19 protein-coding genes are annotated in these 23971 nt (G+C 57.2%); 14 read left to right on the forward strand and 5 right to left on the reverse strand.

Going from position 1 to position 23971, the window contains the following annotated elements; genetic code table 11:
• Positions 1 to 16 precede the first annotated feature (16 nt).
• The 4 genes from xdhA to guaD all read left to right on the forward strand — a co-directional run bounded on the left by xdhA (position 17) and on the right by guaD (position 6249).
• Positions 17 to 1471: a xanthine dehydrogenase small subunit gene (xdhA, locus tag EE949_RS18500; protein WP_122665620.1), complete on the forward strand. Its 1455-nt coding sequence runs from the start codon at positions 17 to 19 to the stop codon at positions 1469 to 1471.
• Positions 1464 to 3956 (forward strand): xanthine dehydrogenase molybdopterin binding subunit, encoded by a 2493-nt coding sequence (gene xdhB, locus EE949_RS18505; RefSeq protein ID WP_240350670.1) that lies wholly within the window; start codon positions 1464 to 1466, stop codon positions 3954 to 3956. The genes xdhA and xdhB overlap by 8 nt, the downstream gene beginning before the upstream one ends.
• The gene (xdhC, locus tag EE949_RS18510) at positions 3949 to 4785 is read left to right on the forward strand and encodes a xanthine dehydrogenase accessory protein XdhC (protein ID WP_122665621.1); all 837 of its coding nucleotides are present in this window, start codon (positions 3949 to 3951) and stop codon (positions 4783 to 4785) included. The genes xdhB and xdhC overlap by 8 nt, the downstream gene beginning before the upstream one ends.
• A gap of 150 nt (positions 4786 to 4935) precedes the next feature.
• Complete coding sequence (guaD, locus tag EE949_RS18515) at positions 4936 to 6249, forward strand: guanine deaminase (RefSeq protein ID WP_122665622.1); 1314 nt, start codon at positions 4936 to 4938, stop codon at positions 6247 to 6249.
• Between the two features lie 55 nt (positions 6250 to 6304).
• On the opposite strand, the gene EE949_RS18520 is transcribed toward guaD, so the two are convergent.
• Positions 6305 to 10366, reverse strand: coding sequence for a dermonecrotic toxin domain-containing protein (locus EE949_RS18520; protein ID WP_122665623.1), 4062 nt, complete (start codon positions 10364 to 10366; stop codon positions 6305 to 6307).
• A gap of 165 nt (positions 10367 to 10531) precedes the next feature.
• Positions 10532 to 10885: a hydroxyisourate hydrolase gene (gene uraH, locus EE949_RS18525; RefSeq protein WP_122665624.1), complete on the reverse strand. Its 354-nt coding sequence runs from the start codon at positions 10883 to 10885 to the stop codon at positions 10532 to 10534.
• Between the two features lie 350 nt (positions 10886 to 11235).
• On the opposite strand from uraH, the gene puuE reads away from it, so the two are divergent.
• From puuE to EE949_RS18555, 6 genes are all read left to right on the forward strand, one after another.
• Positions 11236 to 12165 carry an allantoinase PuuE gene (gene puuE, locus EE949_RS18530; protein ID WP_122665625.1) on the forward strand — a complete coding sequence of 310 codons (930 nt, stop codon included), beginning with the start codon at positions 11236 to 11238 and terminating at the stop codon, positions 12163 to 12165.
• A complete protein-coding gene (gene uraD / locus EE949_RS18535) occupies positions 12162 to 12677 on the forward strand; it encodes a 2-oxo-4-hydroxy-4-carboxy-5-ureidoimidazoline decarboxylase (protein ID WP_122665626.1) in 516 nt (171 codons plus the stop codon). The genes puuE and uraD overlap by 4 nt, the downstream gene beginning before the upstream one ends.
• Before the next feature lie 42 nt (positions 12678 to 12719).
• On the forward strand, positions 12720 to 13715 hold the full coding sequence (gene alc / locus EE949_RS18540) for an allantoicase (protein ID WP_122665627.1): 996 nt from the start codon (positions 12720 to 12722) through the stop codon (positions 13713 to 13715).
• Positions 13716 to 13825: 110 nt separating this feature from the next.
• Positions 13826 to 14329 (forward strand): ureidoglycolate lyase, encoded by a 504-nt coding sequence (locus EE949_RS18545; RefSeq protein WP_122665628.1) that lies wholly within the window; start codon positions 13826 to 13828, stop codon positions 14327 to 14329.
• 43 nt (positions 14330 to 14372) lie between these two features.
• A complete protein-coding gene (locus tag EE949_RS18550; protein ID WP_122665629.1) occupies positions 14373 to 15662 on the forward strand; it encodes a urate hydroxylase PuuD in 1290 nt (429 codons plus the stop codon).
• A gap of 449 nt (positions 15663 to 16111) precedes the next feature.
• The gene (locus EE949_RS18555; RefSeq protein ID WP_122665630.1) at positions 16112 to 16897 is read left to right on the forward strand and encodes an outer membrane protein OmpK; all 786 of its coding nucleotides are present in this window, start codon (positions 16112 to 16114) and stop codon (positions 16895 to 16897) included.
• A gap of 98 nt (positions 16898 to 16995) precedes the next feature.
• Here EE949_RS18555 and EE949_RS18560 read toward each other — a convergent pair whose 3' ends face one another.
• Positions 16996 to 17211 (reverse strand): hypothetical protein, encoded by a 216-nt coding sequence (locus tag EE949_RS18560; RefSeq protein ID WP_240350671.1) that lies wholly within the window; start codon positions 17209 to 17211, stop codon positions 16996 to 16998.
• Positions 17212 to 17227: 16 nt separating this feature from the next.
• A complete protein-coding gene (locus tag EE949_RS18565) occupies positions 17228 to 18136 on the reverse strand; it encodes a DUF808 domain-containing protein (protein ID WP_122665631.1) in 909 nt (302 codons plus the stop codon).
• 155 nt (positions 18137 to 18291) lie between these two features.
• Between EE949_RS18565 and EE949_RS18570 the strand changes: the two genes are divergently transcribed.
• From EE949_RS18570 to EE949_RS18585, 4 genes are all read left to right on the forward strand, one after another.
• Positions 18292 to 18897: a TetR/AcrR family transcriptional regulator gene (locus EE949_RS18570; protein ID WP_122665632.1), complete on the forward strand. Its 606-nt coding sequence runs from the start codon at positions 18292 to 18294 to the stop codon at positions 18895 to 18897.
• 498 nt (positions 18898 to 19395) lie between these two features.
• Positions 19396 to 21027 carry a methyl-accepting chemotaxis protein gene (locus EE949_RS18575; RefSeq protein WP_122665633.1) on the forward strand — a complete coding sequence of 544 codons (1632 nt, stop codon included), beginning with the start codon at positions 19396 to 19398 and terminating at the stop codon, positions 21025 to 21027.
• A gap of 238 nt (positions 21028 to 21265) precedes the next feature.
• Entirely contained in the window at positions 21266 to 22099 is an 834-nt protein-coding gene (locus tag EE949_RS18580; RefSeq protein ID WP_122665634.1) for an ion transporter, read from the forward strand.
• Positions 22100 to 22198: 99 nt separating this feature from the next.
• The gene (locus tag EE949_RS18585) at positions 22199 to 23197 is read left to right on the forward strand and encodes a sulfate ABC transporter substrate-binding protein (RefSeq protein ID WP_122665635.1); all 999 of its coding nucleotides are present in this window, start codon (positions 22199 to 22201) and stop codon (positions 23195 to 23197) included.
• Between the two features lie 364 nt (positions 23198 to 23561).
• Here the strand turns inward: EE949_RS18585 and EE949_RS18590 are convergent, their stop codons facing one another.
• Entirely contained in the window at positions 23562 to 23966 is a 405-nt protein-coding gene (locus tag EE949_RS18590) for a hypothetical protein (protein WP_122665636.1), read from the reverse strand.
• Positions 23967 to 23971: the final 5 nt, after the last annotated feature.

A 23971-nucleotide genomic window follows, 5' to 3' on the forward strand; every position in this document is an offset into this window, starting at 1 on the left:
GCGTAGAGGACCTTCCGTGATCCAATTTCTCTTGAACAATGAGCTGCGCACCGAACATAGCCTGGACCCCAATCTGACGGTTCTAAATTACCTGCGCGAACATCTGCACAAGTCTGGTACCAAAGAAGGCTGCGCCAGTGGTGACTGTGGCGCCTGCACGGTGGTAGTCGGCGAACTTGAAACCGATGCACAGGGTGATGACCGCCTGCGTTATCGCAGCCTCAATTCTTGCCTGACCTTTGTGGCGTCCTTGCACGGCAAGCAGTTGATCAGCGTTGAAGACCTCAAGCATCAAGGCAAGCTGCACAGCGTTCAACAGGCCATGGTCGACTGCCATGGTTCGCAATGCGGCTTCTGCACGCCTGGCTTTGTGATGTCGCTGTTCGCCCTGCAAAAGAACAGCGCACAGCCCGACAGTCACAAAACCCACGAAGCGCTGGCGGGCAACCTCTGCCGCTGCACTGGCTATCGCCCTATTCTCGATGCCGCCGAGCAGTCGTGCAGCCAACGTCAGCCTGACCAGTTCGATGCGCGCGAGGCGCAGACCATCGCCCGGCTGCGCAGCATTGCCCCCACGCAAACCGGCGAGTTGAATGACGGCGACAAGCGTTGTCTGGTGCCGCAGACCGTCGCTGATTTGGCGCAACTGTATGAAGCCCACCCACAGGCGCGACTGCTGGCAGGCGGGACCGATCTGGCCCTTGAAGTCACTCAGTTCCACCGGCCGCTGCCGGTGATGATTTATGTGGGCAATGTCGCCGAACTGAAACGCATCGAGCACTTTGACGATCGACTGCAAATCGGCGCAGCCACGCCGCTGACCGACTGCTACGCGGCCTTAAGCGCCGAGTACCCTGACTTCGGTGAACTGCTGCAGCGCTTCGCGTCGTTGCAGATCCGCAATCAGGGCACGCTGGGCGGCAATATCGGCAACGCATCACCGATTGGCGACTCTCCTCCCCTGTTGATCGCATTGGGCGCGCAGATTGTGCTGCGCAAGGGCAACACCCGCCGCACCTTGGCGCTTGAAGACTACTTCATTGATTACCGGGTGACGGCACGGCAGGAAAGCGAATTCATCGAAACCGTTATCGTGCCCAAAGCCAAGGCGCAGCAGGCCTTCCGCGCCTATAAAGTCTCGAAGCGGCTGGATGACGATATTTCCGCAGTCTGCGCGGCGTTCAATCTGCACGTAGAGGACGGCAGCATTGTTGATGCGCGAGTTGCCTATGGGGGGATGGCGGCAATTCCCAAGCGCGCCACCGCCTGCGAAAAAGCATTAAAGGGCGCGCCATGGACATCTGAAACAGTCGAACACGCGTGTCAGGCACTGGCGGAAGATTTCACGCCCCTGTCAGACTTTCGCGCCAGCAAGGAATATCGCCTGCTCAGCGCACAAAACCTGTTGCGCAAATACTTCATCGAGTTGCAAACGCCCCACCTCCAGACGCGGGTGACGGCTTATGTCTAACCATTCAGTCATCAAGTCACAGGCCGAAATGATCGCCCTGTTTCAGCAGGACCTGACCACCGGCGTTGGCCGCAGTGTCAAACACGACAGTGCCGACAAACACGTGTCCGGCGAGGCCGTGTACATCGATGACCGCCTTGAATTCCCTAATCAGTTGCATGTGTACGCACGCCTTTCAGACCGTGCTCATGCGCGGATCCTCAGCGTCGATACCGCCCCTTGCTACGCCTTTGATGGCGTACGGATTGTCATCACCCACGAAGACATCCCCGGCCTGAAAGACATCGGTCCCTTGTTGCCCGGCGATCCATTGCTGGCCATCGACAAGGTGGAGTTCGTCGGCCAGCCGGTGCTCGCTGTTGCCGCTCGCAGCCTCGATATCGCTCGTCAGGCGGCCATGGCGGCGGTAATTGAATACGAAGATCTGGAGCCCGTTCTGGATGTAGTCCAGGCGTTGCGCGACAAGCATTTCGTGCTCGACAGCCACACTCACAAGCGCGGTGATTCCAGCGCGGCGCTGAACGCTGCCGAGCATCGTATTCAGGGCAATCTGCACATCGGCGGCCAGGAGCACTTCTATCTCGAAACGCAGATTTCCTCGGTGATGCCCACCGAAGACGGCGGCATGATCGTTTACTGCTCGACCCAGAACCCCACTGAAGTGCAAAAACTGGTCGCTGAAGTGCTGGACGTTTCGATGAATAAAATCGTCGTCGACATGCGCCGCATGGGCGGCGGTTTTGGCGGCAAGGAAACCCAGGCGGCGAGCCCCGCCTGCCTGTGTGCGGTGATTGCGCGCCTGACCGGGCAGCCGACCAAAATGCGTCTGCCGCGTGTCGAAGACATGCTGATGACCGGCAAGCGCCATCCGTTCTACATCGAGTACGACGTCGGCTTTGATGACCATGGCCGCCTCCACGGCATTCAACTTGAGCTGGCAGGCAATTGCGGTTACTCGCCGGACCTCTCAGCCTCGATTGTCGACCGGGCAATGTTCCACGCTGACAACGCTTATTACCTGGGTGATGCCACGATCAATGGCCATCGCTGCAAGACCAATACTGCGTCCAACACTGCATATCGCGGCTTCGGCGGCCCGCAAGGCATGGTCGCTATTGAAGAGGTCATGGACTCCATCGCCCGCTACCTGGGCAAGGACCCGTTGGCAGTGCGCAAAGCCAATTACTACGGCAAGACCGAGCGCAACGTCACCCATTACTACCAGACCGTCGAGCACAACCTGCTGGAAGAAATGACTGCCGAACTGGAACAAAGCAGTCAATACCACGAGCGTCGGGAAGCGATAAAAGCTTTTAATGCCAGCAGCCCGATCCTCAAGAAAGGCCTGGCGCTGACCCCGGTCAAGTTCGGCATTTCCTTCACCGCCAGCTTTCTCAATCAGGCTGGAGCACTGATTCATATTTACACCGACGGCAGCATCCACCTGAACCACGGCGGCACCGAGATGGGCCAGGGTTTGAACGTCAAAGTCGCGCAAGTGGTGGCTGAGGTGTTTCAAGTCGACATTGAGCGGATTCAGATCACTGCGACCAACACCGACAAAGTGCCCAACACCTCACCAACGGCCGCCTCCAGCGGTGCAGACCTGAACGGCAAAGCGGCGCAGAACGCGGCAGAAATTCTCAAGCAGCGCCTGGTGGAATTTGCGGCAAAACACTTCAAGGTCGAAGAGCCAGACGTCGAGTTTCGCAATGGCCATGTGCGCGCTGGCGAGCAAGTGCTGTCATTTCAGTCCCTGGCGCAACTCGCCTGGATGGGCCAGGTTTCGCTGTCCAGCACCGGTTATTACAAAACGCCGAAGATCTTCTACGACCGTAGTCAGGCGCGTGGCAGACCGTTCTATTACTTCGCCTTTGGCGCGGCTTGCAGCGAAGTAATCGTCGACACCCTGACTGGCGAATACAAGATGTTGCGCACTGACATCCTGCATGACGTCGGTGCGTCCTTGAACCCGGCCATCGACATTGGTCAGGTCGAAGGCGGCTACATTCAGGGCATGGGCTGGCTGACGACGGAAGAGCTGGTGTGGAATGACAAAGGCAAGCTGATGACCAATGGCCCGGCGGGCTACAAGATTCCGGCGGTCTCGGATATGCCGTTGGACCTGCGGGTAAAACTGGTGGAAAACCGCAAGAACCCGGAAGACACCGTGTTCCACTCCAAGGCTGTGGGTGAACCGCCATTCATGCTTGGCATCTCGGCATGGTGCGCGATCAAGGATGCGGTGGCGAGCCTGGGCGACTATCGCCATCAACCCAGGATCGATGCGCCTGCGACGCCGGAACGGGTGTTGTGGGGGTGTGAGCAGATGCGTAAGACCAAAAATGTCGAGCCACCTGTGGGAGCGGATTCATCCGCGAAGGCGATGACACATTCAACATCGTCGGTACCTGACACTACGCATTCGCGAATGAATTCGCTCCCACAAAGTCCCCACCCGATTGAGGGCGTTCAACATGAATAAATGGATCAGCGCCCTCGCCGACCTGCAAACCCAGGGTGAAGCCTGCATCTTGGTCACCATCATAGAAGAGCGTGGCTCAACGCCGCGCAATGCCGGTTCGAAGATGGTGGTCAGTGCCGAGCGAATCTTCGACACTATCGGCGGCGGGCATCTGGAATACAAAGCCATGGAAATTGCCCGGGAAATGCTCGTCAGCGGCCACCAGAATACTCGACTGGAGCGCTTCAGCCTCGGGGCGAGCCTGGGTCAATGCTGTGGCGGTGTAAACGTGTTGCTGTTCGAACCCATGGGCCAGCCACAGGCGCAGATCGCGGTGTTCGGTGCCGGTCATGTCGGCCGGGCGCTGGTCCCCCTACTGGCCAGCTTGCCGTGCCGGGTACGCTGGATTGACTCCCGAGAACAGGAGTTTCCCGCGCAGATCCCCACTGGCGTGCGAAAGGTCCTGACAGAGGACCCACTGGACGAAATCGATGACCTGCCCAAGGGCAGTTATTGCATCGTCATGACCCACAACCATCAACTGGATCTGGAACTGACCGCTGCGATTCTCAAGCGTGGCGACTTTGCCTACTTCGGCCTGATCGGATCGAAGACCAAGCGGGTCAAATTCGAGCATCGGCTGCGGGATCGCGGCATTGATCCAGCATTGGTGCAGCGCATGCGCTGCCCGATGGGCCTTAGCGAAGTCAAAGGCAAGTTACCCATCGAAATTGCGGTATCGATTGCCGCCGAAATCATCGCCACCTACAACGTCAATTTCGGCCAGCACAGCGCGAGCGCCGAACCCGTTGCCAAACTGCTGCCGGTTTCACGCCGCAGCCAGATGTAACAAACATGTCTCCTGTAGGAGCTCAGGAGCACCGCGAGGCAGCGGTAGCGTTCTGTCTGATACACCGCCATCGCGGCCTCGCGCTGCTCGTGCGCTCCTACAGAAAAGTATTCCAATTAAGATCGTTGCGTTTTGTTTGACAGGACCTCTATGAACCCGAGTAAAAAAGCCTACCGAGCCGCCATCCTGCACAGCATCGACGATCCAGCTGAAGTCGGCATCGAGGCGTCTTACCAGTACTTCGCTGATGGCCTGATGCTGGTCGAGGACGGCAGGATTTGCGCCCTTGGCGACGCAACCGAACTGCTGAAAACACTCGGTGACGACGTCGAAGTGACTGAGTACAAGGACGCGCTGATCACCCCGGGCTTCATCGATACCCACATCCATCTGCCCCAGACCGGCATGGTCGGTTCCTACGGCGAGCGCCTGCTGGACTGGCTAAACACCTATACCTTCCCCTGCGAGAAACAGTTTGCCGACCCGGTCCATGCAGCCGAGGTCGCGGACATTTTCCTGAAGGAATTGCTGCGTAACGGCACCACCACCGCACTGGTGTTTGGCAGCGTGCACAAAGAGTCGGTCGAGGCTTTCTTTGAAGCCGCAGAAAAGCTCAACCTGCGGATGATCGCAGGCAAGGTGATGATGGATCGCAACGCGCCGGACTACCTCACTGATACGGCAGAATCAGGCTACGCAGACAGCAAGGCATTGATCGAACGCTGGCACGGAAAAGGCCGCTTGCACTATGCGGTCACGCCCCGTTTTGCGCCGACCAGTACTCCAGAACAATTGACACGCGCCGGGCAGTTGCTCCGTGAATATCCCGACTTGTATATGCAAACTCACATCAGTGAGAACGTCGAGGAAGTGCAGTGGGTGAAAGCGCTGTTCCCGGAACGCAGCGGCTATCTGGATGTGTATGACCATTTCAAACTGCTGGGCGAACGCTCGGTGTTTGCCCATGGCGTGCACCTGTGCGACGCCGAATGCGCACGCCTTGCCGAGACCGGTTCGGCCATTGCCTTCTGCCCTACTTCAAATCTGTTTCTGGGCAGCGGTTTGTTCAACCTGCCCATGGCGGAAAAGCACAAGGTCAACGTCGGCGTTGGCACTGATGTCGGCGGCGGCACCAGCTTCTCGATCCTGCAAACCCTCAACGAAGCCTACAAAGTCATGCAGATGCAGGGTGCGAAACTGAGCCCGTTCAAATCGCTGTATCTGGCTACGTTGGGCGGCGCTCGGGCGTTGCGCCTCGATGACCGCATTGGCAGTTTGCAGGTGGGAAATGAAGCCGATTTTCTGGTGCTGGATTATAACGCCACGCCGCTGCTGTCCTACCGCCTGAAACAGACCACGGACATCGCCGAGACGCTGTTTGTGCTGATGACACTGGGGGATGACCGAACGGTACGCGAAACGTACTCGGCCGGGGAAATGGTGCACAGCGCACGAACGTCTTGAGTCGCGGGGGCTAACATCGCGCCAGCACGACGCGATGCCCCTGCCCCCAGCCCTCTCAGCGTGTGCTTATCGAGAAGTCATCGGAAAGGCGCATGATGAAGACCTGCGTCCCATGACTGGATTGGCTGACAGTATTGGTTCCTCCTACAAGCTTGATGATTTTGCCTTGTTGCGCAGCCTGCTCCAGGATCTGCGCGATGGGTTGACCGGCATAATTTGCCGTCAGAAGCCCCACCAGATCGTCTCCTTGCGTGGAGCTGAAGGGCTCTGCGGCTGAGATTGTCGTCAGCCTCGAGTTTTGCGCGCGGCGAAGATAAAGCAGATAAATCTCATCCTGCCCGGCTCGCCGAAACGCAATGAAATCACGTCCACCCGCTTTCAATTCGTTGTGAATAATTGTGTAGCCGTTACGGCCCAATACGTCGCTCATCAACCCCCGAAGCCCGGTCGAACCTGCTCCGGGCCCCGAATCGGAAACGAGCCTGATCAGCCATTCGACCGTCACAGGATTATCGGTCGCAAAATCAAGACGCTCAAAAGTATGCAGCGAGCTCTCGTAACTGATATTCCAGCGCCGACGCGCGCCACTTTCCAGAACCCACTGCGCTTTGTTAAGCATCAGCAACGGGTCATTCAAATGCGCGAGTGGGGCGCCATGGCCAGCTCGCCAGGCATTCAGGGTTGCCTTCAGGTTGATCATCCGCGTTGCAGTGATAGCCGAGGTGGAAGTGTCAGCCAGTTCGAACAGCTTTTGCGCCAGGACAACATTTGTTATGTCGGTAAACCCCGGGCGTGCGTCAGCGACATAGGTCTCGATTCTCCTGTTGAACAGCGGCCCTTCGACCGCCCACTGGCCAGTCGCGGGCTGATACTTTGCCATTAATGGCTGAGCGTTGGGGTTACGCCGAAGCACTTCACCGAGTTCCGCAAAGTTGCGGCAAGGAGCCTGAGTGGATGGGTTACGAATGAACGCGGTATTAGTCCGGCGTTGCCCGCCAGCAGGCAGTATCTCGTAGAACTTCTGGCCGATACGGATCAGGTCATAGTCGTGAGTGAAATCGAGCCGAAAGACAGGCGGGTTGAAACTGACCTGGTCCATGACAGTTAGGTTGTCGACTGTTTTTTCCCAGCCCTTCCATGCGTCCACACTGGCGTCCGGCCGTGAGGGACCGGCAACAGGCTGTGGCGGACGACGGTCAGGTTCGACCTGTGGCGAATCAGGCTCCTTGCGCTTGACCGGTGCAGTTGCGGCCAGGGGCTCTGGCGGTCGGCGGTATTGCTCAGCCCAGTCAGGCAAGGACTTGGTCTTGCGGTAATGCTCGGCCACCAGCAATTCCATACGCTGTTGCTGATCGGCGGGAAAAGCAAACTGGTCCAATAGTTCTCGGGCGTGCTTGCGGTTGAAAACGCCACCACCACGGGCCTCGACAAGCAGTATTTCAGCGACGAACGAACGTCCGCCCGCCTTGAGGCCGACATCGGTGTGGTAGACCCATTGCCCGCCAAACTGCTGCACAGGTGCTTCGTAGCCGTGCGTAGCGTTCTTTTTAAGGCGCAATGTCTGCTCCCCCGGTCGGCGGTAGACCCGGTAAGCCCGGCCCTGACGATAGATAAAAAGCTCACCGTCTTTCAGCCAGGTACCGGCATCGCGTCCCACTTGCGGCACTGCGTTGAGCAGGGACACATCAGCTTCATAGCCGATGAAGGGCTTGATGACATAAGAGCGTCGGACCATCGAGGGCAGCGGGCGGGTCAGCCCGGCGGCCTGACGCAAGCGGGTAGCACGACGCGCAAGGATTGCGAGCGCGGTCACGGTGGAACCTGCGGGGATGACTGAAAGCAACACGTCCAGCATTGAAATCAAGGTGCTCCCTGCCAGCAGCAGTCCCTCGTCAAGTTGACCTTCACGAAACGCCTTCGCTGAGGCGTGACCATCGCTCCACCCATCCTGCACGCTGAACAGCACACCAAGCCCCGGAACGAAGGAAATCACACCTCTGAAAAACAGCAGGTACACCGCGTTGCGGCGCTCGTTGGCCTCGCCCTTGAGATCATGATTGCTGCGCGCTACCCGGCGGGAATGCTCATACAACAGGTCTTCACGTAAATGCAGTTGCTGTTCGCTGAGCAACAGGTCGAGGGCAGGCACTATCGCGATGAAGCCCTCGAAGCCGCGCCGCAATGCCTCATGGATGTAGGCCTCTGCGGCCTTATGCTCGCCGGCCTCTTCAACGCAGGAAGCCAGCCAGGCGACCCGGGCAGGCAGATGTAGCAAGCTGCTGATCAGACGTTGGCGAGCATCCTGCACACTGTCGGTCTCTATGAAGCATTCACCGTCCGGCACGTTCGGCAAATAGACCAGAACCTTGCCACTGGCCGGATGCTCGATGACGCTCAAACCTTGTAATGTCCGGGTGCTGCGCGCCCCTGTGACGGCCTGACCGGGCTTGAACACCAGTCGACTGACATAAACCCCGGCAACGCTCAGTGCCGACGTGGATCTGGCTCGCGCGGCCTGGGTCAGCAGTGAATACCCCGCCACACTCAAACGCCCGCGCTGTCGGGCGCAAAAACCGTCGAGCACGATTTGCTGCTCGTACGCGTCGAGCATCAATCCAGCATCGCTGGCAGAGGCCGGTGAACGCAGGCGGAACACAGAGCGGAGCAACGTGCGGTATTGCCCGGCGACGTCAAGCTGCGGCACGATCCTGAGCAGGTAATCACCGTTGATTCGTTGCAAGCCTGATAGTGTTGGCGACGGCGGATAAGACACTCGTACCATGCTCATGCGGGCTTTGGTGTATTCGTCCTTGCCATCGAAATTCTGACGGGCCAACTCTGACAGGCTCGACTGAACCCGTGCCTCGCTGGCCGTCCAGGGCTTGTAATGCAACGGGCTGCCATACTGCGGATCGATGTCGACGTGCTTGTGGACGCTTTTCGGGAGATCGATCACCAGTTGATCCGAATCGATTTCCAGCCCCAGATCCTGTTTGACTCGCGCACTCACGCACCGCGCGGTAAACACTTCGAAGGTCGGCAATCGCGTTTCGAGACTGGACTCCAGCCGCGCCGCCGCCGCGTGAAATGCGACCAGCTTCTGTGCATAGTCCTGTCGGACGTCCAACGATGCGTTGAGCAACCAGGCGGGTAACTGCGCCACCAACTCGGCCGTTCTCTGCTGCTCGGCAACCAGGTCGATGGCTCGCTCGCGCGTTTCGTCGAGCGCCACGCCCACGTTGTGGGCAAGCGCCCGATACAGCCTGGCCAGCGTGTCTCGCTGTGCCATGCTTACCTCGCCAGTCCGCGCCTGTTGAGCCTGGCTATCAGCTTCAAACACCCTGAGTTGGCGGTTCACGCCATAGAGAACAGGCTGCATGGTAATGACCCGGGTAGTCAGCTTGATCGGCGCAGCCATTGCGGATGCACGCTCTGCGTCACTGACATGCTGCCAAAGACTGATTTCGTCGCCCGCCCTCAACGTGAATACCAGTTGTTCTTTCAAATCCTGCAACGAGGCAAATTTTTGCAGCCCACCCTCCAGCCCCGGCATGAACAACAAGGCTGGCTCATCAAGCGCCGGATTCTTCAGGGCCTGTTCTGTGCTGACAATAAACGCACCATTGAAAACGACAGGTTCATCCGGGTCACCGAGGCCGACCTCAAGGTGTAACACGTCGTCTTCGGGCTCATCGGCAAGCCCCAGCGCATAGTGAAGCGCCTGCAAATCAGCCGGGCTCAGTGTGCCCTCGCATATCTGCAATTGTGCTTGAGCCAGCATTGCGGCCTGACGTTGTTCAACCAGCGATGTTTTGAGTGCCCGCAACACGTCGCCGCTTATGTGATCGACACGACCCAGCGCCTCCAACAGACTGTTGACTGCCCGTGCAGCGGCGTGAAAGCGGCTGCGCCAGTTCTGGTAGATATCAAGGGCGTCGCGCTGCTCACAGGCGCTCCCCACGTAATTCAAAATGCGCTGCAGATGCTCAGCAATCCGGGATTGATTCAGGTCTTCGGGGAAACTCGGCGGGAGGCTGTCGAATACCACCAGGTCGCGGACCAGGCCGGTCCATTCGTCACGGGTTGCGGGGATGGCTGTGGTTTGTGAGTCATTCACGGGGTCATGCTCCATTGATCAAAGTCGCTGGAGCTTGAAGAAGCGCGGGCCTGAAAAGGGACTACATATTTATCAAGAACCGCAGTCGCATTTAAAAAGGTTAACCGTGCCACAATGAAGGCGGCATTGCGGGGCTAAAGCAACCCTGCTGGGTCCGGCAAATGATCAACTGCCACGGTAGGTCGAATAGCTGTAGGGCGAAATCAGCAGTGGCACATGATAGTGCTCCTGCGCCGCGTCGATTCCGAAGCGCAACACCACCACATCCAGAAAAGCGGGCTCAGGCAGCGTTACGCCCCGCGCCCTGTAGTAGTCGCCGGCGTGAAACTGCAGTTGATAGACCCCCGACCGATAAGCGTCCCCTTGCAAAAGCGGCGCATCGCAGCGGCCGTCGGCATTGGTTGTGGCAGAAGCCACTTTCACAAGGTTCAAGCCCTCAACCCGGTACAGTTCAATGTCTATGGAACTGCCGGGGCAACCATGGGCAGCGTCCAGAACATGCGTCGTCAATTTACCCATTGCAGATCAGCGCTCCATTCTGAGAATTGAAAATTCGGTGACCGCACCATTTGAGTGCCCACGACCACGGAAAGATGCCGAATTAAGACACTTTCGTAAAAAGCTGTACACAATTAAAACCACCGCGCTCATGCACAGCCCCACTCAAACCCTGCGCAATCCCGATTCAACGGGACTCAAGGAATTAATTGGTTTTTCCCGCGATATTCTGACCAGTCAGGCAAGTTTCTTGCAGGTCGCTAGCAAAGTAATCAAGGCCAGCGGCCTTCGGAACAGAATTACAAACGGTCAGACGCTTTGTATACAATCCCGTTATCGTCTCTGTTACCCCGCACATAAGGAAGACTGCAGTGAGCGCTGACTATCCTCGCGACCTGATCGGTTACGGTAGCAACCCGCCCCATCCACGCTGGCCGGGTAATGCGCGTATCGCGCTGTCCTTTGTGCTCAATTACGAGGAAGGCGGCGAACGCAATATCCTGCATGGCGACAAGGAGTCAGAAGCATTCCTGTCCGAAATGGTCGCCGCTCAACCCTTGCAGGGCGAGCGTAACATGAGCATGGAATCGCTCTATGAGTACGGCAGCCGCGCGGGCGTATGGCGCATCCTCAAGCTTTTCAAACACTTCGATATCCCCCTGACGATCTTTGCCGTGGCGATGGCTGCCCAGCGTCATCCGGATGTTATCCGCGCCATGGTCGCCGACGGTCACGAAATTTGCAGCCACGGCTATCGCTGGATCGACTACCAGTACATGGATGAAGCCAAGGAGCGCGAGCATATGCTCAAGGCGATCCGCATCCTCACCGAGATCACCGGCGAACGTCCACTGGGCTGGTACACCGGCCGCACCGGCCCCAACACGAGGCGGCTGGTCATGGAAGAAGGCGGTTTCCTTTACGACTGCGATACCTATGACGACGACCTGCCCTATTGGGAGCCGAACAACCCGGCCGGCAAAGCGCATCTGGTGATCCCGTACACCCTGGACACCAACGACATGCGCTTCACCCAAGTGCAGGGTTTCAACAATGGCGATCAGTTTTTCCAGTACCTCAAAGACGCTTTCGACGTGCTGTACGCCGAAGGCGCCGAGGCGCCGAAAATGCTTTCCATCGGCCTGCATTGCCGCCTGATCGGTCGTCCGGCACGGCTGGCTTCACTCAAGCGTTTCATCGAATACGCCAAAAGCCACGAGCAGGTCTGGTTTACCCGCCGGGTCGACATCGCCCGCCATTGGCACACCGAACATCCCTATCAGCCGGAGACAGCGCGGTGAGTCATTTCACGACACTAAAGCCGTCGACGCAGGGCCGCGATGAGTTCATTGCCACCTTTGCTGATATCTACGAGCATTCGCCGTGGGTCGCAGCCGCCGCTTACGATCAAGGCTCAGTCGATGAGCTGGACGATATAGAAACCCTGCATGTGCGAATGAGCCACATCCTGCTCGACGCCGATCATGAGCAGCAACTGGCACTGATCAATGCTCACCCGGATCTGGCCGGTAAAGCTGCTGTGCAAGGCCAGTTGACCGAAGCCAGCACCAACGAGCAGGCAGGTGCCGGTATTCACCAGTGCACACCTGAAGAGTTTCAACGCTTCACCGAACTCAACAACGCTTACAAAGCCCGATTCGCCTTCCCGTTCATCATGGCGGTCAAAGGCAGTAACCGGCATCAGATACTCGCAGCCTTTGAGACCCGCATCGATAATACGGTCGACGCCGAATTTGCGTGCGCGCTGGCCGAGATCAACAAGATTGCCCTGTTTCGTTTGCAAGCCCTCTAACCGCCCTACCCAGGCCATTGATCAAAAGGCAGACCTAAAAGAATGAAAGCTTACGCCGCACCCTTCGAGAAGTTCGTCAACCTGGCCGATGCGCGCCTGGGCACTAAAATCCTGTCCGTGACCGACGATTGGTTCGCCGACGCCAATCGCCTTTTCCAACCGACTCCGGCGGTGTGGAAAGAAGGTGTATTTGACGACAACGGCAAATGGATGGATGGCTGGGAATCGCGTCGCAAGCGTTTCGAGGGCTATGACAGCGCAGTGATCCGCCTCGGCGTGCCGGGTTCGATCAAGGGTGTGGATATCGATACGTCGTACTTCACCGGCAACTACCCGCCCTCTGCCTCGCTGGAAGCGTGCTTCCTGGCCAGTGGCGATCCGGACGAGAACACTCAGTGGACTGAAATCCTGTCCGCCGTAGAGTTGAACGGCGACAGCCATCACTACCACGCAATAAACGCCGAACAAGCCTTCAGCCATCTGCGCTTCAACATCTATCCCGATGGCGGCGTTGCACGTCTGCGCGTGTACGGCGTGCCGTTCCGTGACTGGTCAGCTGTAGGCGAAACCGAGCAGATCGATCTGGTCTCGGCCCTTAACGGCGGTCGCGCCCTGGCATGCTCCGATGAACATTACGGCAGCATGAGCAACATCCTCAATCCAGGGCGTGGCGTGAACATGGGCGATGGCTGGGAAACTGCACGTCGTCGTACGCCAGGTAACGACTGGGTGATCATCGCTCTGGGCCACGCCGGTGAAGTGGAAAAAGTCGTCGTCGATACCCTGCACTTCAAAGGTAACTATCCGGACAGTTGCTCGATCCAGGGCGCTTTCGTCAAAGGCGGCACCGACAGCCAGATCGAAACCCAGAGCCTGTTCTGGCGCGAACTGTTGCCAAGCCAGAAACTGAGCATGCACGCCGAACACGAGTTCGCCGAGCAGATCAAAGCACTGGGCCCGATCACCCATATCCGTCTGAATGTATTTCCGGATGGTGGCGTGAGTCGTCTTCGGGTGTTGGGTAAAGTCTCGAAATAACGTATTACCTGTAGGAGCTGCCGAAGGCTGCGAAAGCGGTCTGTCAGTTGTATTGCCTTCGGCAGCTCCTACAGGGCTTTGATCAATTCCAAAAGAACAGAAGACCCAGCATGCGCACACTCACCATCGAGCCGTTGACCAAAGAAGCTTTCGCCCCCTTCGGTGATGTCATTGAAACCGACGGCAGCGATCATTTCATGATCAACAATGGCTCGACCCAGCGCTTTCATCGCTTGGCCGAGGTGCAAACCGCGACGCCGGACGACAAGGCAATCATCAGCATTTTTCGCGCCGAGGCGCTGCAGATGCCGTTGATCATCAGCATGCTGGAGCGTCATCCGCAGGGCAGTCAGGCGTTTGTGCCGCTGCTCGGCAACCCTTTTCTGATCGTGGTCGCGCCCATTGGCGATGAACCTGAATCAGAGCTGACCCGCGCCTTCATTTCCAATGGCAGGCAGGGTGTCAATTACCATCGCGGCGTCTGGCACCATCCGGTGCTGACGATCGAAAAGCGGGATGACTTCCTGGTGGTTGATCGCAGTGGAACTGGCAATAACTGCGATGAGCATTTTTTCGCTGAGAGCCAGAAGTTGGTTCTCGACCCCCACCCGTAACAGCCTGAGCGTCCGGCAAGTGACGCAGGTTTGAGGTAATACCGTGGAAGCACATTTGATGGAATGGCTGAATCTCAGCGTGCGCTGGATTCACATGATTGTCGGCATCGCCTGGATTGGCGCATCGTTCTACTTTGTCTGGCTGGAGAACAACCTGAACCGGGTCAATCCGCGCGATGGTCTGTCCGGGGATTTATGGGCCATTCACGGTGGCGGCATCTACCATCTCGAAAAATACAAACTCGCACCGCCGACCATGCCGGAGAACCTGCATTGGTTCAAATGGGAAGCCTATTTCACCTGGCTGTCGGGCGTTGCACTGCTGTGCGTGGTGTTTTACACCAACCCGACCCTTTATCTGCTTGCACCGGGCAGCAGCCTGTCGGGCATTGAAGGCGTAGCACTAGGGCTGGGTTCGCTGTTTGTCGGCTGGTTCGTTTACAGCTTTCTCTGCGATTCGGCGCTGGGCAAACGCCCCGCTCTGCTCGGGCTGATTCTGTTTGTACTGGTGATCGCTGCGGCCTACGGTTTCAGCAAAGTGTTCAGCGGTCGCGGGGCTTATCTGCATGTCGGCGCCATCATCGGCACGATCATGGTCGGCAACGTGTTTCGCATTATCATGCCCGCTCAACGGGCCCTCGTTGCAGCGATTGCCGAGAACCGCACACCGGATCCCTCATTACCCGCCAAGGGCCTGCTGCGTTCACGCCACAACAACTACTTCACCCTGCCGGTGCTGTTCATCATGATCAGCAACCATTTCCCGAGCACTTACGGCAGCTCGTATAACTGGCTGATCCTGGCCGGGATCGGCGTGCTGGCGGTGCTGGTTCGCCATTATTTCAATACGCGGCACAACAGCCATAAATTCGCCTGGACCTTGCCAGTCGCGGCTCTGGGCATGATTTGTCTGGCTTACGTCACCGGCCCTGCGCCAATGCCAGAACCTGCGCCAGCCAGGATCGAGTATCAACCATTGCCGGGTACAGCAGTCGGCGGCTATCGCCATGACGAAGTTCGGCCAGCGCCACCTGCGGAACCTGTTGCCGACGTCGCTGCGGCTAATCAAGGCGTAGACTTCGGCAAGGTGCAGAGCGTGATTCATGAACGCTGTACGGTATGCCACTCTGCCAGGCCCACCAGCCAGTTGTTCAGCACTGCGCCTGCCGGTGTGATGTTCGACACCGCAGAACAGATCAAACAAATGGCGCCGCGCATTCAGGCCCAGGCCGTCACCTCGCAGATCATGCCACTGGGCAACATCACCCAGATGACTCAGCAGGAAAGGGAGTTGATTGGAGCGTGGGTGACCACAGGTGCGCAGACCCACTGATCTCTGGCCGAACTAACTGTAGGAGCTGCCGAAGGCTGCGATGGCAATCTTCCTGGTACACCGCCATCGCAGCCTTCGGCAGCTCCTACAGTGAGTGCATACAACCTCCATCCACGCCCCACAATTGTTCGCCCTGCCCTGTCCCAGAGCACTTGCACGAAACTTCCCCAGCCAATATCCTCCGCCGCCGCGTTAAAACCCGCCGTGTTGCGATGCTGACTGAACAGACAACTTACTGACCGACCGGTCAAGTGTCATGTTTTCTGAAAAAAGCCTCAATCGACCGCAAAAAATGCAGCCGATAGCACTTTCGTGCGCTTTTCAATCAGCGTTGGCTCAGCTCTTGCTATGTAGTCAAAGTTGACCAAACAGACATGTTTTAACTGCGAAAAAGGTGCCTACAAAAGAGCACCCAAAAAGACCATATCGATCCATCAGGGGAGCATTGAATGAACCGTATTATTTCCAGCGCGATAGTTGCCGGCAGCCTGCTGGCGTCCGGGCAAAGCATGGCCGACGGCTTGCTGCAATGGCAGAGCAACAGCCTGACTTATCTGAACGGTCGCGACTTCACAGTCAACCCGTCAAATCAGCAAACCTTCACCTTCGAACATGCTGACGGCTGGAAATACGGCGATAACTTTCTGTTCATCGACAAGATTTTCTACAACGGTAAAGGCGACGCCACCAACGGCGATAACACCTACTACGGCGAGATCTCCCCGCGCCTGTCCATGGGCAAGATCTTTGGTCAGAAATTCGAGTTCGGCCCGATTTCCGATGTCTTGCTGGCGGCCACTTACGAGTTCGGCGAAGGCGACAACGAGTCCTACCTGATCGGTCCAGGCTTTGACCTGAACATCCCGGGCTTTGATTACTTCCAGTTGAACTTCTACAAGCGTTACACCGATGGTCACCGCGCGGGCTACGGCGCCTGGCAGGTCACGCCCGTCTGGTCGTACACGATCCCGGTGGGTAAATCCGACATCCTGATCGACGGTTTCATTGACTGGGTGGTGGACAACAAGTCCGATCACAACGGCGAATACAAATCCAACGTGCACTTCAACCCGCAGATCAAATATGACCTGGGCAAGGCAATCAATTTGCCTGAGCGCCAACTGTATGTAGGTATTGAATACGATTACTGGTCAGACAAATACGGCATTGAAGACACCAAGTTCTTTGATACCAACCAGAACACCGCAAGTTTGCTGGTGAAAGTGTTCTTCTGATCCGTGCACGCATTTGTAGGAGCTGCCGAAGGCTGCGAAAACGGTATGTCAGGCATATTGAATCGCAGCCTGCGGCAGCTCCTACAAGGTTTGGCGTATTACTCCCACGGCAACGGCTTACCCGCCCGCACTTTCGAGTTGATCGCACGCAGCAACTCCAATGGATCACTCTCGGTTTGAGCGTGGCTTTGTTCATCGACCCAGGCCGACACCTGCTTGCGATCCAGACCGGGCCGCAAATGCAGGATCTCTACCAACTGGCGCTCACATTGCTGGGCATACGCGACAACACTTGAAAACAATGGGCTATTCATTCAAGTCGACCCGCCATCAGGCTCGGATGAGTTTCCAGACTTTCCCCGCCACTGTGACCAGCAGCAGGACCAATGCTCCTGCGATGATACCGGCGACTGCGTCCAGCAGAGTAGGCACAACCATCGAAAAACCACCGACCGTTTGGGCCGCATGCTCTGTTACGCCCTCAATCCAGTGATGAGCAGCAGGCACACCATGGGTGAGAATCCCGCCGCCGACCATGAACATCGCGGCAGTGCCGACGATGGAAAGGATTTTCATCAATACCGGCGCCAGCCACAGTAATGCTGAACCACAACGTTGAACGGCCGACTTGGCGCTTTTCTTCAGATAAAGACCAAGGTCGTCCAGTTTGACGATGCCCGCCACCAGGCCGTAAACGCCCAAGGTAATCAACACCGCAACGATCACCAGCACGCCAACCTGGTCCAGAAACGGTCGCGTGGACACGACGCCAAGTGCCAGCACGATGATTTCTGCCGAGAGAATAAAGTCCGTACGGACCGCACCTTTGATGCGCTCCTTCTCGAAGGCAACCATGTCCACGTTTTTATCAGTCGCAGCTTCCTTGCGTTGCTGACGCTGCTGCGCGGTCTCGGGATGCAGCCATTTATGAGAGATTTTCTCGAAACCTTCGAAACACAGGTAGGCGCCGCCAATCATCAACAATGGCAAGATCGCCCACGGTGCGAAGGCGCTGATCAATAATGCGGCAGGCACCAGAATCGCTTTATTGATCAGAGATCCCTTCGCCACCGCCCATACCACGGGCAGTTCGCGGTCGGCAGAAACACCGGTGACCTGTTGCGCGTTGAGTGCCAGGTCATCCCCCAGCACCCCGGCGGTTTTCTTTGCAGCCAGAGAGACATCGTCGAGCAGCGTCGCGATGTCATCCAGTAGGGTCAGCAAGCTTCCAGCAGCCACGGTCAATATCCTTGAGCAATCGTAAGTGATCACTATAGAGGTGCCGTTGCGCAATTGATTCACCATCAACATTGCGCAAATGGCTAATCTTGAGAGGCCCGTGAAGCCGGTGCTACCATGCGCAACCGCCTATCGGGCAAGGAAACCTCTGGTTTATGAGCAGTATTCGCGAGCGCAACAAAGAGCTGATCCTGCGTGCAGCCAGTGAGGAGTTCGCCGACAAAGGCTTTGCCGCCAGTAAAACCAGCGATATCGCAGCGAAGGCTGGCGTACCCAAGCCCAACGTCTATTACTACTTCAAGTCCAAGGAAAACCTCTATCGCGAGGTGCTCGAAAGCATCATCGAGCCAATCCTGCGGGCCTCCACGCCCTTCAATCGCGATGGCGTACCTGCCGAGGTGCTCAGCGCTTACATTCGCTCGAAGATAATCATCTCTCGCGACCTGCCCTTCGCCTCCAAGGTGTTTGCCAGCGAAATCATGCATGGCGCGCCACACCTGTCTGCGCAGCAGGTGGAGCAACTCAACGGCCAGGCCAAACACAATATCGAGTGCATCCAGGGCTGGATAGACGACGGGTTGATTGCCCCCGTGGACCCTCATCACCTGATGTTCACGATCTGGGCCGCGACCCAGACCTACGCCGATTTCGACTGGCAGATATCGACCGTCACCGGCAAGACGAAGCTGGATGACAGCGATTACGAAGCAGCGACCCAGACGATTATCCGGCTGGTGCTCAAAGGCTGCGCTCCGGATTGAATAGTTCTTGTAGGAGCTGCCGAAGGCTGCGAAGGCACTGCTCCTGACACACTGCTGTTCGCAGCCTTCGGCAGCTCCTGCAAAGGGATGTACGAAAGACAACTCCATTTCTCGCAGACAACAAAAAACCCGCCGAAGCGGGTTTTTTGTATGACCATTCCGACATCCTGTCAGTAGCCGTCCTGGCAATGGTCGATCATCCTTGATCCCGAAGCGCTTCCTTCGCTGCGGTGATGGATCCAATCTAGCGCTCAAATGTGACAGTTCATAGAGCGAAATTCCCCTCCTCGTGTAAGCCTTTCGCTATACCGAACAATATTTAGAGAAAATTCCTACCGCCGACTCAGGTTTATCCTTTCAGCGCCGACATCCACTTTAGTAGCGATAGGCTAGACGGCAAGCATCAAAAGGCTATCATCGGCTCAGGACTCGCCTTCCCAGCGAACCCATGGCGCAAAGCGTTCGAAACAATAAAAAAATAAAACGGAGCAACCGGTCATGACTATGCGCAGCTTATCCATCAGCCGAAGACTCTGGCTGATCCTCGTCGTCTCCGTACTGATGCTGTTTATCCTGGCAGCCGCCATGCTCAAACAAGTGCATACGGATCTTTATGCCGCCAAGGCGGAAAAGACCATGCATGTGGTGCAGAGCGCCAGCGGCATCCTTGAGTATTACCAAGGCCTTGAAACCGCAGGCACGCTAACCCGCGATGCCGCGCAGAAACAGGCGCTGGATGCTATTCGGGGTATGCGCTACAACAAGGACGATTACTTCTGGATCAACGATATGCGTCCAGTGATGATCATGCACCCCATGAATGCCAAGCTGGTCGGTCAGGATTTGTCGGCGATAAAGGACCCGGACGGTTTCGCGGTGTTCAACGAAATGGTTGCCGTGGCCAAGGAAAAAGGCGCAGGCATGATCCAGTATCGCTGGCCCAAGCCAGGCGCCAGTGAGCCAGTGCGAAAAATCTCCTACGTTAAACTGTTCGCGCCTTGGGGCTGGATTCTGGGCTCAGGTGTGTACGTCGACGACGTAAAAGCAGAATTTCAGCAGCAGACAATCAATGCAGCACTGTTCAGCCTGGCAATCATCGCAGTCATGGCGCTGTTGGTGATCCTCATCGCGCGCAGCATCGTCCGTCCGCTTCGTGACTCCGTACAAGCCATGGCCAACATTGCCAGTGGTGAAAGTGATCTGACGCGCACCCTGGAAACAGAGGGCAACGACGAAATCACTCAACTGGCCAGACATTTCAACGCCTTCACCGCCAAGCTGCGCGGCGTCGTCACCCAATTGCAAGCGTCTGCCAACGGCCTCGAAAAAGCGTCCTCAGATCTGGGCATCAGCGCTGAACAAGCTCAGGCTCGCAGCCAGCAACAGTCCCAGCAAATGGAGCTGGTGGCCACCGCCGTCAACGAGGTGACCTATGGCGTGCAGGACGTTGCCAAGAACGCCGAGCACGCGGCCAACGAGATGCGTGATGCCGAATCCCAGGCGCACCAAGGGCAGGTCAATATCGACAGCAGCCTGCGTCAGATCGATCACCTGTCCGGGACAATCAATCAGGCGGTTGAAGTCATTCGCACGCTGTCTTCGGAAAGCACCCAGATTGGTGGCGTTCTCGAAGTGATAAGCTCGATCGCTGAACAAACCAACCTGCTGGCGCTGAACGCCGCAATTGAGGCCGCGCGCGCCGGGGAACAGGGTCGCGGCTTTGCGGTGGTCGCCGATGAAGTCCGCCTGCTCGCCCAACGCACCCAAAAGTCGACGGCCGAAATTCAGGGCATGATCGAACGCCTGCAGACGCACTCTGATGCAGCGGTCAAAGTCATCGCCGACAGCAGCCGCTCATCACAGTTGACCATTGAGCAGGCCAATCAAGCCGGGCAAAGTCTGACGTCGATCAGCCAGGCGTTGCGCAACCTCAACAGCCTCAATGCATCGATTGCCAGCGCCACACTGCAGCAATCCCATGTGGTCGAAGACATCAATCAGAACGTTACTCAGGCGGCGCAACTGTCGCAAAGCACCACCATGGCAGCCGAGCAGTCCACCGGCGCGAGCGCGCACTTGCGGGAGATGAGCGAGCAGTTGAACGGGCTGTTGCGGCAGTTCAGGGTTTAGTAACGGGCTTATGCACCTATGGGAGATTTCATGTTTGTGTGCAATCTCCCGTGGGAGCGAATTCATTCGCGAAAGGGACGGTACATCCGCAGTTTATGTATCGTCTGAAATACCGCCTTCCCGAATAAATTCGGTCCCACAGGTCCATCATGAGCTTGAGACCATGGCCAACCTCTGAGTGCAGGCCGGCCCCTGAAAATCTGCGTAGACTGCTCCGATCTTCAATTCGGAATCCACCATGGACAGCACCATCAGCCGCCGCGAACAGTTACGCATTGTCATCTTCCAGACCGATACCCCTGCCGGAAGGCGCTTTGACAAAACGTTGCTGGTGGTCATCCTTTGCAGCCTGATTGTCGTCGTTCTCGACAGCATTCCCGCCGTCCATACCCACTATGGAAACTGGCTGGCATACGCGGAATGGGCGTTCACTGCGGTATTCATCGTTGAATACCTGCTGCGTCTGTATTGCTCGCCACAGCCGATGAAATACGCATTCAGCTTCTACGGGCTGGTGGACCTGTTGGCCATTGTGCCTGGCATCCTCGCGATCTATTACAGCGATGCCCAATACCTGCTAATCGTGCGGGTAATCCGGATGCTGCGGATTTTCCGTGTGCTCAAACTCAGCCCTTATCTAAAACAGGCCAATTACCTGCTTTCAGCACTGCGTGGCAGCAAACAGAAGATCATCGTGTTTCTGCTCAGCGTCTCTACACTGGTGGTGGTGTTTGGCACACTGATGTACGTGATCGAAGGTCCCGAGCATGGCTTCACCAGCATTCCGAAAGGCATCTATTGGGCCATTGTCACCCTGACCACCGTGGGCTACGGCGACATTGTGCCCAAGACTGCAGTCGGGCAGATGCTCTCGGCACTGGTGATGATTACCGGTTACTCGATCATCGCCGTGCCCACCGGGATCTTCACTGCCGAGCTGGCTACGGCCATGCGCGGCGAACAGCTCAAACACGATTGCCCGGTGTGCGCCAAGAACAGCCATGAACACGGCGCGGCGTTTTGCTCGCGTTGCGGCAACGCGCTGTTCCCGCGGGTTGAAAATAAGGCATAAGCAAATGCCTTTTAAGTCTTTAAGGGCGTATGCCTGCCCGGCTATAGTCGCGGGCATTACGCCATCAATGTCTGTACATCCACAAAAAGGAATTGCGCAGTGAACAAACTTTTCGCCGCTTCGTTACTGGCCGCTGGCCTGGCTTTCGGCAGCGCGGCTCAGGCCGCCCCGACCTTGCTCAACGTGTCGTATGACGTCATGCGTGACTTCTACAAGGACTACAACGCTGCGTTCCAGAAGCACTGGCAAGCCGAGCACAAAGAAAACATCACTGTGCAGATGTCATTTGGTGGCTCCAGCAAACAAGCGCGCTCGGTCATCGACGGACTGCCTGCTGACGTCATCACCATGAATATGGCCACCGACATCAATGCCCTGGCCGACAATGGCGAGCTGGTTCCCAAAAACTGGGTGACCCGCCTGCCGAACAACAGCGCACCGTTCACCTCGGCCACCGTGTTCATCGTCCGCAAAGGTAACCCAAAAGCGTTGAAAGACTGGCCCGACCTGATCAAGGACGGCGTGGAAGTCATCGTGCCAAACCCGAAAACCTCGGGTAACGGCCGCTACACCTACCTCTCGGCATGGGGCTACACCCTGAAAAACGGCGGTGACGAAGCCGCTGCCAAGCAGTTCGTGGGTAACCTGTTCAAACACGTACCGGTTCTGGACACGGGCGGCCGTGGCGCAACCACGACCTTCATGACCAACCAGATCGGCGACGTACTGATCACCTTTGAAAACGAAGCAGAAATGATCGCCCGCGAGTTCGGCCGTGATCAATTCGAAGTGGTCTACCCGAGCGTGTCCGCAGAAGCCGAACCGCCAGTGAGCGTTGTCGATAAAGTCGTCGACAAGAAGAACAGCCGCGCGGCCGCTGAGGAATACCTGAAATACCTGTGGTCCCCGGAAGGTCAGGAAATCGCCGCCAACAACTACCTGCGTCCACGCGACCCAGCGGTATTGGCGAAATACACTGATCGCTTTCCGAAGGTCGACTTTCTCTCTGTAGAGAAGACCTTTGGTGACTGGCGCACCGTGCAGAAAACCCACTTCAATGACGGTGGGGTGTTTGATCAGATTTATCCGGGCAAGTGATTTATCTGAATTGAACTGAAAACGGCGACTTTGAGGTCGCCGTTTTTTTGTCTGAAGAAACACAACCGCACGGTAGGAGCGCGACTTGTGTCCACAACACACCGCTGTCGCGAAGCATACATAGGACCTGTAGGAGCTGCCGAAGGCTGCGATCGCGGTGTACCAGGAGAAATGCTTCGCAGCCTTCGGCAGCTCCTACAGAAAATGCATTTCAATCCAGTATTTTGCTGTTGTTTGATGAGAACGCGCTTGCCCGCGATTCGGTCAGTCAGCCGCTGAATTTATTGCCTGCACTTGCGCCTCGACACAGATCGGCCCCTGCAAGGACTGTGCATCCGTTCCCTACAGGAGCCGTTTTGATAGCTCAATTCCCGAACTGTTTCCCCAACCCAGCTGGAACACCACTGGAATCGGTTTCCTGCCAAGGACCATTGCGGCTCGTTGACCAGGTCCAGCCGTTGTTCCAGCGGTAATAGGTGCGCTGGCGGTAGAAGGTGTCTGTCTCATCGTCCAGCACATGTACACCCAAGCGTGCGTCCCAGTGGCTGTTGCCCCCCGGTGGCGGGGCGAAGTTGCTGGAGGTCTTTGGACCTGCGGCGGGGGCTTTCGGGACCGGCGTGGGTGTTGGCGTGCTCGGTGTACCCGGCTGCGACTTGCCCGGCAACGTCGGGATCGGCTCCTGACTGCGCGGGCCGGTGGGCTGAACCGCACAGGCGCTCAAGCCCATAACCAGACCCAACAAGGTAATACGTGCGGCTGCGCGATACATAGGCG

Origin of the sequence: Pseudomonas viridiflava (genome assembly GCF_900602065.1) — a bacterium.
Taxonomy (GTDB): Bacteria; Pseudomonadota; Gammaproteobacteria; order Pseudomonadales; family Pseudomonadaceae; genus Aquipseudomonas.

Excerpts from the sequence above, each read along its gene's own strand:
- xdhB (WP_240350670.1), top strand. The coding sequence starts at position 1,464 with ATGTCTAACCATTCAGTCATCAAGTCACAGGCCGAAATGATCGCCCTG.
- EE949_RS18545 (WP_122665628.1), top strand. The coding sequence starts at position 13,826 with ATGCGCACACTCACCATCGAGCCGTTGACCAAAGAAGCTTTCGCCCCC.
- EE949_RS18590 (WP_122665636.1), bottom strand. The coding sequence starts at position 23,966 with ATGTATCGCGCAGCCGCACGTATTACCTTGTTGGGTCTGGTTATGGGC.
- uraH (WP_122665624.1), bottom strand. The coding sequence starts at position 10,885 with ATGGGTAAATTGACGACGCATGTTCTGGACGCTGCCCATGGTTGCCCC.
- EE949_RS18570 (WP_122665632.1), top strand. The coding sequence starts at position 18,292 with ATGAGCAGTATTCGCGAGCGCAACAAAGAGCTGATCCTGCGTGCAGCC.
- alc (WP_122665627.1), top strand. The coding sequence starts at position 12,720 with ATGAAAGCTTACGCCGCACCCTTCGAGAAGTTCGTCAACCTGGCCGAT.
- EE949_RS18575 (WP_122665633.1), top strand. The coding sequence starts at position 19,396 with ATGACTATGCGCAGCTTATCCATCAGCCGAAGACTCTGGCTGATCCTC.
- EE949_RS18580 (WP_122665634.1), top strand. The coding sequence starts at position 21,266 with ATGGACAGCACCATCAGCCGCCGCGAACAGTTACGCATTGTCATCTTC.
- xdhC (WP_122665621.1), top strand. The coding sequence starts at position 3,949 with ATGAATAAATGGATCAGCGCCCTCGCCGACCTGCAAACCCAGGGTGAA.
- EE949_RS18560 (WP_240350671.1), bottom strand. The coding sequence starts at position 17,211 with ATGAATAGCCCATTGTTTTCAAGTGTTGTCGCGTATGCCCAGCAATGT.
- guaD (WP_122665622.1), top strand. The coding sequence starts at position 4,936 with ATGAACCCGAGTAAAAAAGCCTACCGAGCCGCCATCCTGCACAGCATC.
- EE949_RS18555 (WP_122665630.1), top strand. The coding sequence starts at position 16,112 with ATGAACCGTATTATTTCCAGCGCGATAGTTGCCGGCAGCCTGCTGGCG.